15 protein-coding genes and 1 tRNA gene are annotated in these 14,817 nt (G+C 64.0%); 7 read left to right on the top strand and 9 right to left on the bottom strand.

The features are described 5' to 3' along the window. Nucleotides 1-20: 20 nt before the first annotated feature. On the bottom strand, nt 21-1,010 hold the full coding sequence (locus tag AC0IYS_RS04110) for an alpha/beta fold hydrolase (protein WP_471703977.1): 990 nt from the start codon (nt 1,008-1,010) through the stop codon (nt 21-23). A 32-nt stretch (nt 1,011-1,042) separates the two neighbouring features. Next, entirely contained in the window at nt 1,043-1,753 is a 711-nt protein-coding gene (locus AC0IYS_RS04115) for a dienelactone hydrolase family protein (RefSeq protein ID WP_471703978.1), read from the bottom strand. Nucleotides 1,754-2,044: 291 nt separating this feature from the next. Between AC0IYS_RS04115 and AC0IYS_RS04120 the strand changes: the two genes are divergently transcribed. Genes AC0IYS_RS04120 through AC0IYS_RS04130 form a run of 3 tightly spaced genes read left to right on the top strand, consistent with a single transcriptional unit; the run spans nt 2,045 to nt 5,288 of the window. After that, nucleotides 2,045-3,271 carry an efflux RND transporter periplasmic adaptor subunit gene (locus AC0IYS_RS04120; protein ID WP_471703979.1) on the top strand — a complete coding sequence of 409 codons (1,227 nt, stop codon included), beginning with the start codon at nt 2,045-2,047 and terminating at the stop codon, nt 3,269-3,271. After that, the gene (locus AC0IYS_RS04125; RefSeq protein ID WP_471703980.1) at nt 3,271-4,068 is read left to right on the top strand and encodes an ABC transporter ATP-binding protein; all 798 of its coding nucleotides are present in this window, start codon (nt 3,271-3,273) and stop codon (nt 4,066-4,068) included. The genes AC0IYS_RS04120 and AC0IYS_RS04125 overlap by 1 nt, the downstream gene beginning before the upstream one ends. Next, nucleotides 4,065-5,288: an ABC transporter permease gene (locus tag AC0IYS_RS04130; protein WP_471703981.1), complete on the top strand. Its 1,224-nt coding sequence runs from the start codon at nt 4,065-4,067 to the stop codon at nt 5,286-5,288. The genes AC0IYS_RS04125 and AC0IYS_RS04130 overlap by 4 nt, the downstream gene beginning before the upstream one ends. Before the next feature lie 19 nt (nt 5,289-5,307). On the opposite strand, the gene AC0IYS_RS04135 is transcribed toward AC0IYS_RS04130, so the two are convergent. Next, complete coding sequence (locus AC0IYS_RS04135) at nt 5,308-5,673, bottom strand: hypothetical protein (RefSeq protein ID WP_471703982.1); 366 nt, start codon at nt 5,671-5,673, stop codon at nt 5,308-5,310. Nucleotides 5,674-5,856: 183 nt separating this feature from the next. Here AC0IYS_RS04135 and AC0IYS_RS04140 point away from each other — a divergent pair, with 183 nt between their 5' ends. Both AC0IYS_RS04140 and AC0IYS_RS04145 read left to right on the top strand, forming a co-directional pair. Further along, a complete protein-coding gene (locus AC0IYS_RS04140) occupies nt 5,857-7,203 on the top strand; it encodes a BNR repeat-containing protein (protein ID WP_471703983.1) in 1,347 nt (448 codons plus the stop codon). Nucleotides 7,204-7,313: 110 nt separating this feature from the next. Next, nucleotides 7,314-8,858: a S10 family peptidase gene (locus AC0IYS_RS04145; protein WP_471703984.1), complete on the top strand. Its 1,545-nt coding sequence runs from the start codon at nt 7,314-7,316 to the stop codon at nt 8,856-8,858. A gap of 14 nt (nt 8,859-8,872) precedes the next feature. Here the strand turns inward: AC0IYS_RS04145 and AC0IYS_RS04150 are convergent, their stop codons facing one another. From AC0IYS_RS04150 to AC0IYS_RS04165, 4 genes are all read right to left on the bottom strand, one after another. Next, complete coding sequence (locus AC0IYS_RS04150; protein WP_471703985.1) at nt 8,873-9,376, bottom strand: glycine zipper 2TM domain-containing protein; 504 nt, start codon at nt 9,374-9,376, stop codon at nt 8,873-8,875. A 99-nt stretch (nt 9,377-9,475) separates the two neighbouring features. Continuing rightward, entirely contained in the window at nt 9,476-9,799 is a 324-nt protein-coding gene (locus tag AC0IYS_RS04155) for a hypothetical protein (RefSeq protein ID WP_471703986.1), read from the bottom strand. Nucleotides 9,800-9,860: 61 nt separating this feature from the next. Continuing rightward, nucleotides 9,861-10,577, bottom strand: coding sequence for a choice-of-anchor J domain-containing protein (locus AC0IYS_RS04160; protein ID WP_471703987.1), 717 nt, complete (start codon nt 10,575-10,577; stop codon nt 9,861-9,863). Nucleotides 10,578-10,714: 137 nt separating this feature from the next. Then, nucleotides 10,715-11,221: a hypothetical protein gene (locus AC0IYS_RS04165; RefSeq protein ID WP_471703988.1), complete on the bottom strand. Its 507-nt coding sequence runs from the start codon at nt 11,219-11,221 to the stop codon at nt 10,715-10,717. A 187-nt stretch (nt 11,222-11,408) separates the two neighbouring features. Here AC0IYS_RS04165 and AC0IYS_RS04170 point away from each other — a divergent pair, with 187 nt between their 5' ends. Next, nucleotides 11,409-11,603, top strand: coding sequence for a hypothetical protein (locus AC0IYS_RS04170; RefSeq protein ID WP_471703989.1), 195 nt, complete (start codon nt 11,409-11,411; stop codon nt 11,601-11,603). Nucleotides 11,604-11,710: 107 nt separating this feature from the next. Here the strand turns inward: AC0IYS_RS04170 and AC0IYS_RS04175 are convergent. Next, nucleotides 11,711-11,795, bottom strand: a tRNA-Leu gene (locus tag AC0IYS_RS04175). 241 nt (nt 11,796-12,036) lie between these two features. Here AC0IYS_RS04175 and AC0IYS_RS04180 point away from each other — a divergent pair. Beyond that, the gene (locus tag AC0IYS_RS04180; protein ID WP_471703990.1) at nt 12,037-12,576 is read left to right on the top strand and encodes a hypothetical protein; all 540 of its coding nucleotides are present in this window, start codon (nt 12,037-12,039) and stop codon (nt 12,574-12,576) included. 3 nt (nt 12,577-12,579) lie between these two features. Here AC0IYS_RS04180 and AC0IYS_RS04185 read toward each other — a convergent pair whose 3' ends face one another. Then, nucleotides 12,580-14,484 carry an AAA family ATPase gene (locus AC0IYS_RS04185; RefSeq protein ID WP_471703991.1) on the bottom strand — a complete coding sequence of 635 codons (1,905 nt, stop codon included), beginning with the start codon at nt 14,482-14,484 and terminating at the stop codon, nt 12,580-12,582. Between the last annotated feature and the right edge of the window lie 333 nt (nt 14,485-14,817).

Raw genomic sequence — 14,817 nt, forward strand, 5'->3', positions numbered from 1 at the left:
GCCCGCGGCTCCGCGTGCTGTCAAGACTTGGCGAAGGCCAGGAAGTCGGCGTTGAACTTCTCTTTGTGGGTGTCGGTCAGGCCGTGCGGGGCGCCCGGATAGGTGATCAACTTGGCCTGCTTGACGATCTTGGCGGCGGCGCGGCCGGCGGCGTCGATCGGCACCACCTGGTCGTCCTCCCCGTGAATGATCAGCGTCGGCTTGTCGAATTTTTTCAGGTCGTCGCGGAAGTCGGTCTGGGCGAACGCCGCGATCGAATCGTAGGTGTTCTTGTGTCCGGCCTGCATGCCCTGGTTGTAAAACGCGTTGATCAGCCCTTGCGACGGCTTGGCGCCGGGACGGTTGTAGTTGTAGAACGGGCCGGAGGCGAAGTCCAGGTACAACTGGCCGCGATTGGCCTCGGACGCGGCGCGGATGCCGTCGAACACCGACAGCGGCAGGCCGCCCGGGTTGGTGTCGGTCTTGAGCATCAGCGGCGTGACGGCGGAAATCAGCGCCAGCTTGGCGACGCGTTTGGTGCCGTGGCGGCCGACGTAGCGCGCCACCTCGCCGCCGCCGGTGGAGAAGCCGGCCAGGATGATGTTGTTCAGGTTGAGCGCTTCGATCAGCTGCGCCAGGTCGTCGGCGTAGTGGTCCATGTCGTTGCCGTCCCAGGGTTGGCTCGAACGGCCGTGGCCACGGCGGTCGTGGCTGACGACGCGGAAGCCGTTGTTCGCCAGATGGAAGGCGGCCGATTCCCAGCTGTCGGCGTTGAGCGGCCAGCCGTGGCTCAGGATCACCGGTTGACCGTTGCGCGGACCCCAATCCTTGTAATAGATCTCGACGCCGTCGCGGGTGGTGATGGTGCTGGCGGTCTTCTGGATTTTGCCGCCGGTGGCGGCGGCCTGGCTGTCGGTGCTGACGGCGGCCAGCGGCAGCGCGGTGGCGACCGCCGCGGCGGCGGCGAACGCGCCGCCCACCATGGCGGAGCGGCGGGATGGATTGACTTGGTTGTTATCGTTGCTGGACATGGTTTTTCCTTATTTGTCGATGGGATTAAAAATCAGTTCAGGTGCTGCTTGAAGAAAGCGTCGGTGCGGCCGTTGGCCAACGTTGCCGCCTGGGCGTCGTAGTGGTCGCCGCCCGGGCGGGCGAAGGCGTGGTTGCAGCCCGGGTAGGTATGCATCTCGATGTTGGCGTTGTCCTTGAGGGCGGCGTGGATGACCGCCTGCGCATCCTTGCCGATGTATTCGTCGTCGCCGGCAAGGTGGTAGAGCAGCGGGCGTTTGACGTTGGCGCCTTCGCCCGCGTAGTTTTCGGTGGCGCCGCCGTAGTAGGCGACGAAGGCGTCGGCGTCGGCGCGGGCGGCGGTGAGGAAGGTCATCAGTCCGCCAAGGCAGTAGCCGGTCACGCCGACCTTGCCGGAGGCGCCGGTCATCGCGCGGGCGGCGGCCACGGTGGCGGCGATGTCGCCGACGCCGGCGCCGAAGTCGTAGGCGCTGTACAGCGCGAAGCCGCGCTCCCAGTCGCCGGGGCTGGCCTCGGACATGTCCAGGCCAGGTGCGGCGCGCCAGAACAGATCGGGGCCGACGGCGATGTAGCCCTTGGCGGCATAGTCGTCGCAGATGCTGCGGATGCCGGCGTTGACGCCGAATATCTCCTGCAGAACAATGATGACCGGCGCGCTGCCACTGCCGGTCGGACGCGCGACGTAGCACTGGAAGCTGCCGTCGGCGACGGTGACGGTGAGGGACTCCTTGAGGGATGCGTTCATGTTTTTGCTCCGTGGTGTGGGCCGCTGACAGGCCGTTGTGGCCTGGCGATGGAGTGCATGGTAGGGCCGATTTTCGTCGCTGGGAACGGCCATTCCTGCAAAGTTGGATTGCAAAATTGCATATCCCGACATCGGGGTGCGGGCTTCCATCCCCTAAGTGATACGCGTCTCCATTCCCCTTTGCGGGCCGGCGATGCAAAGCGCTGGATTGCGTTTTTTGCAAAACTGCTCAATACTTGCCGGGTTGATCCGCGTATGGCCGGATCTCCACTATGAGACAGATAAAAAACGATGGCCTTTTTCACCAAGAAAAAGATCGCGCTGGCGGTGGGCGCGATCGTGATCGGCGGCGCCGCGCTGGCGTTCTATTCCAAAAGCCAGACCCCTGTGGTGGAGCCGCCACGGTTCCGCGTCGCCGCCGTCGATACGGGCACCATCACGCAGACGGTGACGGCCACCGGCACCATCAATCCGGTCGCCCTGATCAACATCGGTTCGCAGGTGTCTGGCACGGTCAACGTGCTGAAGGCGGACTTCAACGACCGCGTGAAAAAAGGCCAGATCCTGCTGACGCTCGATCCGACCATCTTCAACGCGCAAATCCGCCAGGGCGAGGCGCAACTGGCATCGGCGCGCGCCTCGCTGCGGCTGGCGCAGGCCACGCACCAGCGCAACCAGACCCTCGTGACGCAAAGCTTCATCTCGCCGCTGGCGCTGGACCAGTCCAAGCGCGAGGTCGACGTGGCGCAGGCGAACATCCAGCTGACGCAGGCGCAGCTGGCGCGCGCGCAGGCGGACCTGAACAACAGCGTGATCCGCTCGCCGATCGACGGCGTGATCATCAAGCGCACCGTCGACCTGGGACAAACGGTCGCCGCGTCGTTCACCACGCCGACCCTGTTCCAGATCGCGCAGGATTTGACCAAGATGCAGATCGATACCAGCGTTTCGGAGGCGGACGTCGGCGCGCTGAAGGAGGGGCAGCAGGCGCGCTTCGTCGTCGACGCCTATCCGGACCGGGAGTTCGAGGCGCGCATGCGGCAGTTCCGCCTGGCGGCCAACGTGGTGCAGAACGTCGTCACCTACAACGTGGTGCTCGATGTCGACAACCGGGACGAGCTGCTCAAGCCGGGCATGACGGCGCAGGTGCGCCTGTTGGTGGGCAACCGCGAGAACGTGCTGCGCATTCCCACCGCCGCGCTGCGCTTCCGCCTCAGCGACGAGGAACTCGAGCGGCAGGCCAAGGCGGCCAAGGGCAAGGGTGCGGGGACCGGCGCCGGCGCCGACGCCGCGCTGGACGCGCCGCCGCCGGACGACGATGCGGCGTTCCGCACCAAGGCCGACTTGACGCGCACCTTCAAGATCTACACGCTCGACGCCAAGAATCAGCCGCAGCCGATCGACGTCAGGATCGGCCTGTCGAACTTCCGCTATACGGAGGTGGTGGGCGGCGCCTTGAAGAAGGGCGACAAGGTTGTCACCCGCGCCATCGTCGAGAACAAGGACGGGGTGCGTTGATGACGCCACCAGCCGGCAGCGCATTGACCAATGCCTTGATCGACATACGCGGCGTCACCAAAAGCTACTTCTCCGGCGGCGTCGAGACCAGGGTGCTGTTCGGGATCGACCTGGCGGTGCCGCGCGGCGACTTCCTGGCGGTGATGGGGCAGTCGGGCTCCGGCAAGTCGACCTTGATGAATATCTTCGGCTGCCTGGACCAGGCCAGCGGCGGCAGCTACTTCCTCAACGGCGTCGACACCCTGACCCTGTCGCGCGCGGAGCTGGCCACCATCCGCAACCGCACCATCGGCTTCGTGTTCCAGAGCTTTAACCTGATCAAGCGCATGAGCGTGGCGGAAAACGTCGCGCTGCCGCTGATCTACGCCGGCGTCTCGCGCGCGAAGGCGCACGCCAAGGCGCTGGTGGAGCTGGAGCGCGTCGGGCTGAAGGCGTACGCCAAACGCACGCCGAACCAGCTGTCCGGCGGCCAGCAGCAACGCGTGGCGATCGCCCGCGCGCTGGTCGGCGATCCGCCGCTGATCCTGGCCGACGAACCGACCGGCAATCTCGATACGCAGACCAGCGAGGAGATCATGCGCTCGTTCCAGCAATTGAACCAGGAGCGCGGCATCACCATCCTGCTGGTCACGCACGAACCGGACATCGCCGCCTACAGCAAGCGGCTGATGCGCCTCAAGGACGGCCATGTCATCTATGACGGTCCGGCCGCCGAAGGCTTGCGCGAGATGGCGCTAAGCCAGGAGGCGGCCCTCGGCCATCCTCCGCTTTCACCGACAAGCGTGGCGGCGCCATGAACCCATTGCAGATCACGATAGAGGCGTTCCGCTCGATGCTGGCGAACCGCCTGCGCACCTTGCTGACGATGCTGGGCATTATCATCGGCATCGCCTCGGTGGTGCTGCTGCTGGCCGTCGGCGACAGCATGAAACGCTTCATCGGCAAGCAGCTGGAGCAGCTGGGCACCAACATGCTGTTCATTTCTCCCGGCGGCGACCGCGCGCAGCAGCAGCGCCTGCGCAACGGCGCCGCGCCGGCGCTGACGATGCTCGACGCGGCGGCGCTGAACCGGCTGCCGTCGCTGGCCGGCGCCGCGCCGACCCTGCAAGGCGGCTTCAATCTGGCGGTCGGCAACGAGAACGCATCGAAGACGGTGCACGGCGTCACGCCGGACATGTTCAAGATCCGTGGCTGGAAAATCGACAAGGGCAGCGCCTTCAGCGACGCCGACGTGCGTTCGGCCGCGCGCATGGTGGTCATCGGCCGCAAGATCGCCGACCAGTTCTTCTACAAGATTGACCCGCTGGGCAAATACATCCGCATCGAGAACGTCTCGTTCCAGGTGGTGGGGGTGCTGTACGGCGAGGGCAAGCAGGTTGACGGCGGCGATTTGAGCGACTACGTGCTGGTGCCGATCACCGCCGCCGCCGCCAACCTGGTAAAGATGCAGTTCCCCGGCAACGTTCACTATGTGGTCGCGCAGGGCAAATCCGGCGGCAACCTGCAGGACGCCATCCAGGACATCAACGAAACGCTGCGCGACCGCCACCGCATCAAGTTCGAGCAGCCGGACGACTTCCGCATCGATAACCTGGCCTCGTTCGCGGAGACGGCAAAGACCATCAGCGCCGGCCTGGCCGCGCTGCTTGGCCTGATCGGCGCGATCTCGCTGATCGTCGGCGGCATCGGCATCATGAACATCATGCTGGTGTCGGTGACCGAGCGCACCCGCGAGATCGGCATCCGCATGGCGATCGGCGCCAAGCCGCGCGACGTGCTGCTGCAGTTCCTGACGGAGGCGGTGGTCATCTGCCTGGTGGGCGGGGTGTTCGGCATTCTGGTGGCCACGGGGGCGGCGGCGGCGATCACCGCGACCGGCAAATTCGACGTGTTCATCACCTTGCAGGCGGTGGTGGTGGCGTGCGGGTTTTCCAGCCTGGTGGGCGTTTTCTTTGGTTTTTATCCGGCGCGGCGGGCGTCGAAGCTGCTGCCGGTCGATTGCCTGCGCTATGAGTGACGCCGCGTGAGGGTCGAATTTAGTAGTCGAATTTTTTGCTGCGCGCCGCGCTCTTGAAGAACGACACCGGGTCGCGCTCTTCTTCCAGCTTCTTGCGCCGCTCGCGCGCCTCTTGCGCCTGCTGCGCGCGGCGTTCGTTGTGCTCGGCGATGCGCTGCTGCACCTGGAAACCCCTCTTGCTGTTTTCCAGCAGCCCCATTTTTTGCCGCATCGCGGCCGCCCAGATAAAGAAAATGATCAGCAGGGAGAGCAGATAGGCGGCTTGCCAGATGCCATAATTCTGGCTGATGAAGGGAAACAGCGGCGCCGCTTGCTCCAGCCAGCCCTGGCCCAATATCCCGAGCACGGCGGCGCAGGCGCCCAGCGCCATGGTCTTGGTGATCAACCATCTGCTGGCTTTGATGCGATGTTCCCAGAATTCCAGGGGGGCATCGTTAGGGAGGGTGTCAAGCGTTTCGGTTGTCATGGCGGCATTTTTTGGGCGCGGGTGGAGCGGAGGATATTATAGGTCATATTTTCCCTTGGGAAACTATAGTTGCAATTGATATGTATCAATGAGGGCGCTGAGATGAAGAGAAGCTTGTTGTCGGCCGTATTGCTGGCCATGGCCGTGGCCGTGTGCATCGCGTCCCCGGGCGCGGTGGCGGCGGCCGACTCGGCCTTGGCGCCGACAGAATCGGTCGTCGGCCCCGGCTGGGCCAACAATTCGGTCAACGCCGTGGTGTTCCGCAAGAATTCCCTGGTCTCGGACCGGCACACGCAATACATCGGCTACTACGACGCCGAGCGCTATCTGGTGCTGGGCAAGCGCAAGCTGGGCACGTCGCGGTGGACCACGCAACGCACGCCGTACCGGGGCAACGCCGCCGACGCCCATAACGCCATCAGCCTGATGCTCGACGGCGCCGGGTATCTGCATGTGTCCTGGGACCACCACAACAACGCGCTGCGTTACGCCCGCAGCGTCAAGCCGGGCGCGCTGGAATTGCGCGCCAAGCTGGCGATGGTCGGTGTCGACGAGGAATCGGTGTCTTATCCCGAGTTCTACCGTCTGCCGGACGGCAACCTGCTGTTCTTTTACCGGCTGGGAGGTTCCGGCCGGGGCGACCTGGTCATCAACCGCTACGACACGAAGACGCGGCGCTGGTCGCGCCTGCACACCAACCTGATCACCGGCGAAGGCAAGCGCAACGCCTACTGGCAAGCCTTCCTCGACCACCAGGGCACCTTGCACCTGTCCTGGGTGTGGCGCGAATCGCCGGACGTGGCCAGCAACCACGACCTGGCCTACGCCCGCTCGCGCGACGGCGGCGTGACCTGGGAGAAATCGGACGGCCAGCCCTACAGCTTGCCGATCAGCGCCGGCAGCGCCGAGTACGCGCTGCGCATCCCGCAAAACAGCGAGCTGATCAACCAGACCTCGATGGCCGCCGACCGCGACGGCCACCCCTACATCGCCAGCTATTGGCGCGACGCCGGCTCGGCGGTGCCGCAATACCACGTGGTGTTCCGCACCGACGCCGGCTGGACGGTGCGCGCCCTCGACTTCCGCAAGACGACGTTTTCGCTGAGCGGGCAGGGCACCAAGCGCATCCCGATCGCGCGCCCGCAAATCATGGTCGATGCCGGTCCCGGCACGGGCACCCCGGGCGGCCTGCTGGTGTTCCGCGACGAGGAACGCGGCAGCAAGGTGTCGGTCGTCAGCATCAGCGATTTTGTCGGCGGCAAGTGGCAAGTCAGCGATTTGACCGATGCGTCGGTCGGTGCGTGGGAGCCGAGTTTCGATACCGAGTTGTGGCGGCGCAACGGTGTGCTCAGCCTGTTCGTGCAGGACGTGCAGCAGGTCGATGGCGAGGGACAGGCGGCGGTGCCGCCGCGGCCGGTGCGGGTGCTGGACTGGCGGCCGCCGCGCTAAAACCACGCTGAAACAATACGTGACAAATCGATACCGCCGGTATCGCGTATTTTGTTGTCGGCTGGTATTCGATTGGACTACCATTGATTTTTTAACGTCAAGAGTAGCCCATGAAATCCAAGCTTGCCATCATGCTGCTGGCCGTCAGCGCGACCGTCTGCGCGCAAGAAAACCCTACCGACAAAGCACAGTCCGCGCCGGCGCTGGGCAAGGAGCGCGCGGCCGACCTGCTGGCCAACGAGCGCGTCATCAAGGCCGACTCGCGCGTGAGCAAAACCGCGACCGTCACCATCAAGGGCAAGGCGGTGCCGTACAAGGTCACGGCTGGCACGCAGCCGGTATGGGACAAGGATGGCAAGGTCAGCGCGACCTTGTTCTACACCTACTACCAGCGCACCGACGTCGCCGACAAGAGCAAGCGTCCGCTGGTGCTGTCGTTTAACGGCGGCCCGGGATCGGCGTCGGTGTGGATGCACGTCGCCTACACCGGCCCCAAGGTGCTCAACCTCGACGCCGAAGGCTATCCGACCCAGCCCTACGGCGTGCGCGACAATCCGCACTCGATCCTCGACGTGGCCGACATCATTTTCATCGATCCGGTCAATACCGGCTTCTCGCGTGTGTTGGACGGCAAGAGCGACCGCGCGCGCTTCTTTGGCGTGAACGCCGACATTTCCTACCTGGCCGAATGGGTCAGCACCTTCGTCTCGCGCGAGGGCCGCTGGACTTCGCCGAAATACCTGATCGGCGAGAGCTACGGCACCTCGCGCGTGGCCGGCCTGGCGCTGGAATTGCAGAACGCCCAGTGGATGTACTTGAACGGTGTGGTGCTGGTGTCGCCGACGGAACTGGGCCTCAAGCGCGACGGCGTCGTCGCCGACGCGCTGGCGCTGCCGTACTTCGCCGCCACCGCCTGGTATCAAAAGGTGTTGCCGGCCGACTTGCAGGCGCGCGACTTGAAGGATCTGCTGCCGGAGGTGGAGGCCTTCACCATCGACGAACTGCTGCCGGCGACGGCGCGCGGCGGCTTTATCGATCCGCAGAAGAAGGCGCAGATCGCGGCCAGGTTCGCGCGCTACTCCGGCTTGTCGGAAGCCTATGTGCTGCAGAATAACCTGTCGGTGCCGGTGGACAGTTTCTGGAAGGAGCTGTTGCGCAAGCAGGGCAAGACCGTCGGCCGCCTCGACTCGCGCTACCTTGGCATCGACAAGACCGATTCCGGCGACAAAGTCGATTACAACGCCGAACTGACGTCGTGGCTGCACTCGTTCACCCCGGCCATCAACCAGTATCTGCGGGTGGAGCTGGGCTACAAGACCGACATCAAGTACAACCTGTTCGGCGACGTCCATCCGTGGGACTTCAAGAACGAGAAGACCGGTGAGAACCTGCGTCTGGCGATGGCGGCCAATCCCTACCTCAAGGTGATGATACAGTCGGGCTACTACGACGGCGCCTGCACCTACTTCGACGCCAAGTACACGATGTGGCAGCTGGACCCGAGTGGCAAGATGAAGGACCGCCTGCGCTTTGAGGGCTACCGCAGCGGCCACATGATGTATCTGCGGTCGGAGGATTTGGCCAGCGCCAACGAGGATCTGCGTGACTTCATCCGCCAGGCGACACCGGCGCCCAACGCGCCGGCCAAGTACTAAGACGCACCGCTGGATTACTGCTGTTGCTGGTTGCGCTTGGCGATTTCGTTGCCTGCGTAGGCGCCACCCATCGCGCCGGCGATGGTGGCCAGCGTCCTGCCTTTGCCGTCGCCCACCTGGTTGCCCAGCAGCCCGCCCACCACCGCGCCCAGGCCGATCCCCACCGCGCTGTTCTGTGGCGCCGGTGCCGCAGCGCGCTGCACCGGCGCTTGCGCGACCTCGGTGCGGTCGTCGTTGCGGCTTGCCTGGCGGCCAGGCGCATACGTGTGGTGCACGACGGTGCGGTGCTCGACGACCTGGCGGGGCTGCGGCTGCGGTGACTGTACTTGCGCGGTCAGCGGCTGGTTCGCCTGCGGCGCCGGCGCCGTGGCGCTGATCTCCGGCTGCATGCTGCCTTTCGCTTGCGAGTACGGCAGCAGGCCGAGGATGGAAGCGGCGCCCACCAGGCTGACGATGGTCACGGAAAACGCGGCGACGGCCAGCAGGGGATGCATGCGGTTAGGTACGGTATGTTCCATTTTCTTCTCTCCAGATATCGCCGTGTGTGGCGCTTGCCCCTATAACGGGACGGGAAGGGCACAGGGTGACCTGGAAAGTGTTTCCGGCGTAAGCAGATGTTACGGCGCGCTTTTGGCGGCGTCGCGGCGCTCCAGCCATTCGCGTCCGCCCCGCTCCAGCGCGCGCTCCACCACGGCGGCGGGCAGGCTGTAGACGGTGGCCCAGGTGGCGCGGCCGTCGACGCCGTTCGACGGAAAGCTGCTCGCCTCGACCGGCCAGTGATATTTGCGCTTCAAGCTTTTAATGATGGCCGCGAGCGAGGTGCGGCCTTGCAGCGGCGGGTTGCCGGACTGGTCGCTATCGGAAAGCAGGACCGCCAGCACGGCGCCGCGCGCCGTCAACGGACCGGGAAAGGTGGGGGATTTCGGAGATTTGGTAGCCATGGCGACATTCTACGCCGGGGGCGGGCCCACCCGACGGCAAGCCCGCCCCGCAGCCACCCGCTTAGGCGCGGGATTGACGCCTGCGCATGTAGCCGACCATGCCCAATCCGAACGCCATCATCACGTACGTGCTTGGTTCGGGCACGGCGGCGGCACTGATTTGCACCGTGTCGATACCGATGTAGTTCGAATTGGCGCCGAACAGCCCGGCGTCGGCGACCGTGTAGCGGAACGCGAACGCCCCGGTGGTCGGGCCGGCCAAGCCGTTCAAGGTGGCGCTGTAACGGGTCCAGTCTTCCGGATAGCCACCCACCTCCAGGGTCGGATTGATGCTGAGGAGAAGCGTGGAGAAGCTGCCCACGCTGGTCGCCGTGGTGCCAACATCGCTGCCGCCGATGTTGCTGAAGCGGACCTCCAGCCGGTCCGGCCATTCCGACAAGTCGGCGGTGCGGCTGTAGAAGGACAGCGTGTCGCCATTGCGGTAGGTGGAGGTCGGCAGTATCAGCCAGGTGCTGATGGTGGAAAAGTCACCGCCCGATTCGAAATTGGCGGCGAGATAGGAGTTCGGCGCGCCCTGTTGCGCGTCGAAGACGAACTCGTTGCCCTGGAACCAGGCGAGCGTGCCCGGCGGCTCACTCAGGTTTTTGACGGTCCAGCCTGCGGGTACACCGGTGTTGAAGTTTTCGGTCAACGGATCGGCCGAGGCGCCGGTACTCAGGCCCAGGGTCAATGCCAACGCGAAAGCCGACATCAAAGCGGATTTGAAAGAAACAGCCATCTTAACCTCCAGTAAGTGGAAAACGGCGAGCGGGCGCCCGCCGTCATGGTCAAAATAGCATGCTTAACTTATTGGCATTAAACTCAAAACAACCCTGCGGTAGTTTGATCGATACTGGGTCGCTGCGGCAGCGTCCTTCAGTGCACCTGGGCCATTTTACCCAGTGCGACCTTCAAGCTGGCGCTGTCCAACGAATTGACCAGTTGTGGATGGTCGGCAAAAAAGGACGCGACGCGCTCGACGACGCCCGGATTGTGCTGCTGCGCGGTGGTGGCGATTTCGGCCACTTGCGGCGGCGTGATGTCCGATACCTGCTGGGGCGTCAGTGTCGCGTGGCCGTTGGCGGTGAACAGCTCGCCCACGCTGCCGGCCAAGGCGGCCTGCATCGTCGGACCTACGTCGTCGAGCAACTGATTCAGCAAGCCGGCCTGCACCTGCGGATCGCTGCGCACGAACAACTGGCTGACCAGTTGGCCGAACGGCGGCGTCTCGCTCGACAGAAAGGCGGAGGCCAATCCCTGCGCGATCGACGCGCGTGGCGCATCGCCGGCGACGTGCGAGAACGCTTGCGCGACGCCTTCCGGATCGGTGGCGGTAGGATGTGCCGCGAATTGCTGCAATAAGTTTCCGAGGTCAAAGCCCATGACTGCTCCCGAGTTAAAAACCTCAGCATAGCGGCGAAGCGGGGCGGCGTCTGTTCGGGGGCTAACGAAGGGTGGGGCACTCAACAGGGGAATTGTCTATTTATACAGTATAATCGAGACACTTTAGTTCGCATGCGACATTGTTTTTATTTTTATGATAACTTGCGTGTCTATTGGGAGAGAGCACATGCAAACAGAACAACGACACAACGCTTCGCTCAGCGCGGCGGTGGAACATGGAATTTGGCTGGCCGAGTCGCAGGGGAGCGCGATCGCCTGGGCGTATATGCAGACGTACAAGGTGCCTGCGGAAGCGATCCGCCGCGTGCTGGCCTATCCGGAGACCCGCCGCAAGAGCGATACCGTCCGCCGTTACCAGTGATGTGCCTGGCGCGCCGGCGCCAGCCAACAAAAAACCCGCAGAGCCTGATGGCGATGCGGGTTTTGTCGTTTGGTGAAGCTATATACTGCGTGGTCAAATTCTATTCATGGTGCCGGGAGCCGGAATCGAACCGGCACGCCTTGCGGCGCGGGATTTTGAGTCCCGTGCGTCTACCTATTCCGCCATCCCGGCAACGCGACCCGCATTATCACTGATTTGCTCCGCAGCCGCAAGCCTTGATGCGCACTATTTGGTTTTTAAGCAAGTGGCCGGACGTCGCGGTCGCCTGCGCACCGTTGGACGCAGATCAAAACGTGCTGTCTTTGTCGGATGAGCTCGTTTTTTTTGGCGCCACAATGGATGCATGAACGACCAGTATATTCCCGTAAACCGTATAAACTTTAGCCATGCACCGCAAGGGGCGGAGGGCGCTATGGAATTGTCCCAGAGAGTAGATATGCTGGCCGCGCGGGTCGATGCGCTTACCGAGTTGGTCAAAGCGGCCCATGGCGACCAGTTGGAGACGCATGGCGAGCAGCTGGCTGAGTGCGGCGAACGCTTGGATGCGCTTGAGCGGGTGCTTGGCAATCACGGGGAACAGCTGGCCTCCGTGCGCCAGGAAGTGGCTGCCTTGCGCAAGGAAGTGGCGGCGCTGACTTTTAAAGTTGCCATTTTGGAGGAACGGTTGAATGCCTTGGTTGCAAGAGTTCAGACACTCGAGCAACAAGTCTCCCTACTGGCGGCAGAGTTGGCCGCTTTGTCCGTCAGGGTCGACCATTTGTCCGTCAGGGTCGACCATTTGTCCGTAAGCGTCGACCATTTGTCCGCCAGCGTCGACCATTTGTCCGTCAACGTCGACAACCTTTCCCAAGGGGTAGATAGGGTTGAGCGACGCGTGGGCCGGGTCGAGTTCGCGATGTGGCTGCTCGCGGCAGCCAACATCTCACAGATGATCTTCGTCCTCAGCCGCTAACCGTCACGCGACCTTCAACAGGCGCTGTTGATGCTGCTGCTCCAGCAGCGCGAAGATGGCGTCCTTCGACAGCACATACTGATCCATGAGCACTTCCTTCAGTTCGCTGATCTGCTCGCGGTAGTCGTTGATCGACTGCAGGGTGTACGTGTAGAGCTCGTCCGCCTTGGCCTGAACCTGGTCGAGGTCGTTTTCCTTGTTCTTGAACTGCGAGTAGTCCAGCTTGGAGCGCGAGTACATCGACAGCTTGTTGACCATCATATCAAGCATCGAAGTGGCCTTCTGGATGTCGTTCTGGCTGCCCACCGAGATGCCGCGCGCCCCGTAGAACAACTCCTCGGCCGCCACGCCGCCGTATAGCTGGATCACGTCGCGCTCGAGTTCCTCGAGCGTGCGCAGCGCGACGTCGCCCGACGCCGACAACACATAGCCGAGCGCGCCGAGCTTGGACACCGACTCGGTGCTGATCTTGAGCAGCGGCGAGCGTTCCTTCACCTCGGCCAGCGGCAACCCCTCGCGCAGCCACGGATCGATTTGCATGAAGAAGTGGCCCAGCTCGTGCAGCGCGACGCGTTCGCGCTGGCGGGTCTTCTCGGCCGTGGTGGCGCGGTCGGTCAGGCCGATGGTGGCCCGTTCGAAGGCGCGGAACATCAGGTCGGTGTTGATCACGGTCTTTTCCTGGATCGCGATCATGCTGGCGCGCTCGACCACCGTCTGCAACAGCGCCGGGCTGAGGTTGGCCGTGATCTCGGCCACGTGGTCGAGGTTGAGCCCGTCCCAGTCGACGCAACCGTGCGCCTTGCGCGACAGGAAGGAGCGCAGCAATTCGCTGCGCTCGCCCTTGTTGGGCAGGCGGAAGTTGATCTTGACCGAGAAGCGGCGCAGCATCGCCTCGTCCATCTGCGAGGAGGCGTCGTCGAAGTTGGAGGCCACCACCCAGATCACGCCGGCGCCCTGGTCGCTGCGCACGCCGTCGAGCAGGCCCAGCAGAGTGTTGGCGGTGTCGTCTTCCCATTTCTTTTCGCCGCGCCCACGCGGCATGAACAAGCCCTGCGCCTCGTCGAGGAAGATGATGCAGCTGCCGCGCGCGCAAGCCTTGCGGTGCAGCGCGTGCAGCGCCTTGGAGCCGCCGCCGATATAACCCGATTCGAGCGCCGAGGCCGACGCCTGGATCAGCGGCACGTCGAGGCGCTTGGCCAGGTAGCCGGCCAGCTTGGTCTTGCCGGTGCCGGCCGGGCCGGTGAGCATGACGTTGAACGGCTTGTCGATGTCGTGCTCGCGGTACACCGCGCGGTTGCGGATCATGTCTTCCAGGTGCAGCACTTCCTGCTTGATGTCTTCCATGCCGATCAGATCGTCCATGCTGCCCTTGAGCTGCGCGGGATCGAGCACGGTGGCGCTGACGCCGGTGCCGGGAATGCCGTGGCGCAGCAGGAACAGCACCAGGCCGATCAGCAGGATGTCGACCGCGTGGCGGCGCAGGAAGCCGCCGGCGCGCGCCAGCTTGCTGTCGTCCTCGTCGACCAGTACGGCCTTGTGCGACGCCAGGTAATCCTCGCGCGCGATGGAATAGGGGATGTTATTGCGCAGCAGGACTTCGCGCTCCAGGCTTAGGTGCGAGGTGCTCGGCACCTTGATCACGCGCAGCATCGGGTCGCCCTTGAGCTTGAAGATATAGCGCGGCGCCTCCGACAGCGGGGCGGCCACCATCAGGTATTCGAGCTTGTCGCGCTGCGTGGCCAGCGCGGTGATCTGCGAGATGTCCTGCGAGCGCATGATCGGGCCGGTGTCCTGCGGCACGTCGCTGCGCCAGCTGAACAGCGCGGCGGCGGCGATCGCCAGCAGCAGCAGCGCGGCGCGGACGTAATTATTGCGTAGTGCGGATTGAAGTTTGTGAAGAGTAAACATATGCGCTATCCAACCTGGAGTGGGCAGCTGAGTGTCGGGCTGGTGCGCGGGAGTGGGGCGCAGCAGCCGAGGCCGCCGTTGCCGGTGCGCGGTGTGGCGCAGCCGGGTGTTGCTAAGGGTTAAACTTGGGACGAATCTTGTGAAACTAACATGCCGTGCGGCAACTCGTCCTAGGTGAACTATAGCGGTCCTTTTTCGTTTTGTCTCGCGTTTGCTCAACAAAAAAGCGTGTCGCGCAACAGCCGGCGGCGCCCGCCGGGCGTGGTTGATGCGCATTCCGTTCGTCGCGGTTTTTTGCTTTTGACGCCCGCCGTTTGACCGCCCGTCGCAAAC

Source organism: Duganella sp. AC237, assembly GCF_979254035.1.

Bases quoted from the DNA above. Each gene is read 5' to 3' on its own strand.
- AC0IYS_RS04110 (WP_471703977.1), bottom strand. From the start codon at position 1,010: ATGTCCAGCAACGATAACAACCAAGTCAATCCATCCCGCCGCTCCGCC.
- AC0IYS_RS04115 (WP_471703978.1), bottom strand. From the start codon at position 1,753: ATGAACGCATCCCTCAAGGAGTCCCTCACCGTCACCGTCGCCGACGGC.
- AC0IYS_RS04120 (WP_471703979.1), top strand. From the start codon at position 2,045: ATGGCCTTTTTCACCAAGAAAAAGATCGCGCTGGCGGTGGGCGCGATC.
- AC0IYS_RS04125 (WP_471703980.1), top strand. From the start codon at position 3,271: ATGACGCCACCAGCCGGCAGCGCATTGACCAATGCCTTGATCGACATA.
- AC0IYS_RS04130 (WP_471703981.1), top strand. From the start codon at position 4,065: ATGAACCCATTGCAGATCACGATAGAGGCGTTCCGCTCGATGCTGGCG.
- AC0IYS_RS04140 (WP_471703983.1), top strand. From the start codon at position 5,857: ATGAAGAGAAGCTTGTTGTCGGCCGTATTGCTGGCCATGGCCGTGGCC.
- AC0IYS_RS04145 (WP_471703984.1), top strand. From the start codon at position 7,314: ATGAAATCCAAGCTTGCCATCATGCTGCTGGCCGTCAGCGCGACCGTC.
- AC0IYS_RS04150 (WP_471703985.1), bottom strand. From the start codon at position 9,376: ATGGAACATACCGTACCTAACCGCATGCATCCCCTGCTGGCCGTCGCC.
- AC0IYS_RS04155 (WP_471703986.1), bottom strand. From the start codon at position 9,799: ATGGCTACCAAATCTCCGAAATCCCCCACCTTTCCCGGTCCGTTGACG.
- AC0IYS_RS04160 (WP_471703987.1), bottom strand. From the start codon at position 10,577: ATGGCTGTTTCTTTCAAATCCGCTTTGATGTCGGCTTTCGCGTTGGCA.
- AC0IYS_RS04165 (WP_471703988.1), bottom strand. From the start codon at position 11,221: ATGGGCTTTGACCTCGGAAACTTATTGCAGCAATTCGCGGCACATCCT.
- AC0IYS_RS04170 (WP_471703989.1), top strand. From the start codon at position 11,409: ATGCAAACAGAACAACGACACAACGCTTCGCTCAGCGCGGCGGTGGAA.
- AC0IYS_RS04180 (WP_471703990.1), top strand. From the start codon at position 12,037: ATGGAATTGTCCCAGAGAGTAGATATGCTGGCCGCGCGGGTCGATGCG.
- AC0IYS_RS04185 (WP_471703991.1), bottom strand. From the start codon at position 14,484: ATGTTTACTCTTCACAAACTTCAATCCGCACTACGCAATAATTACGTC.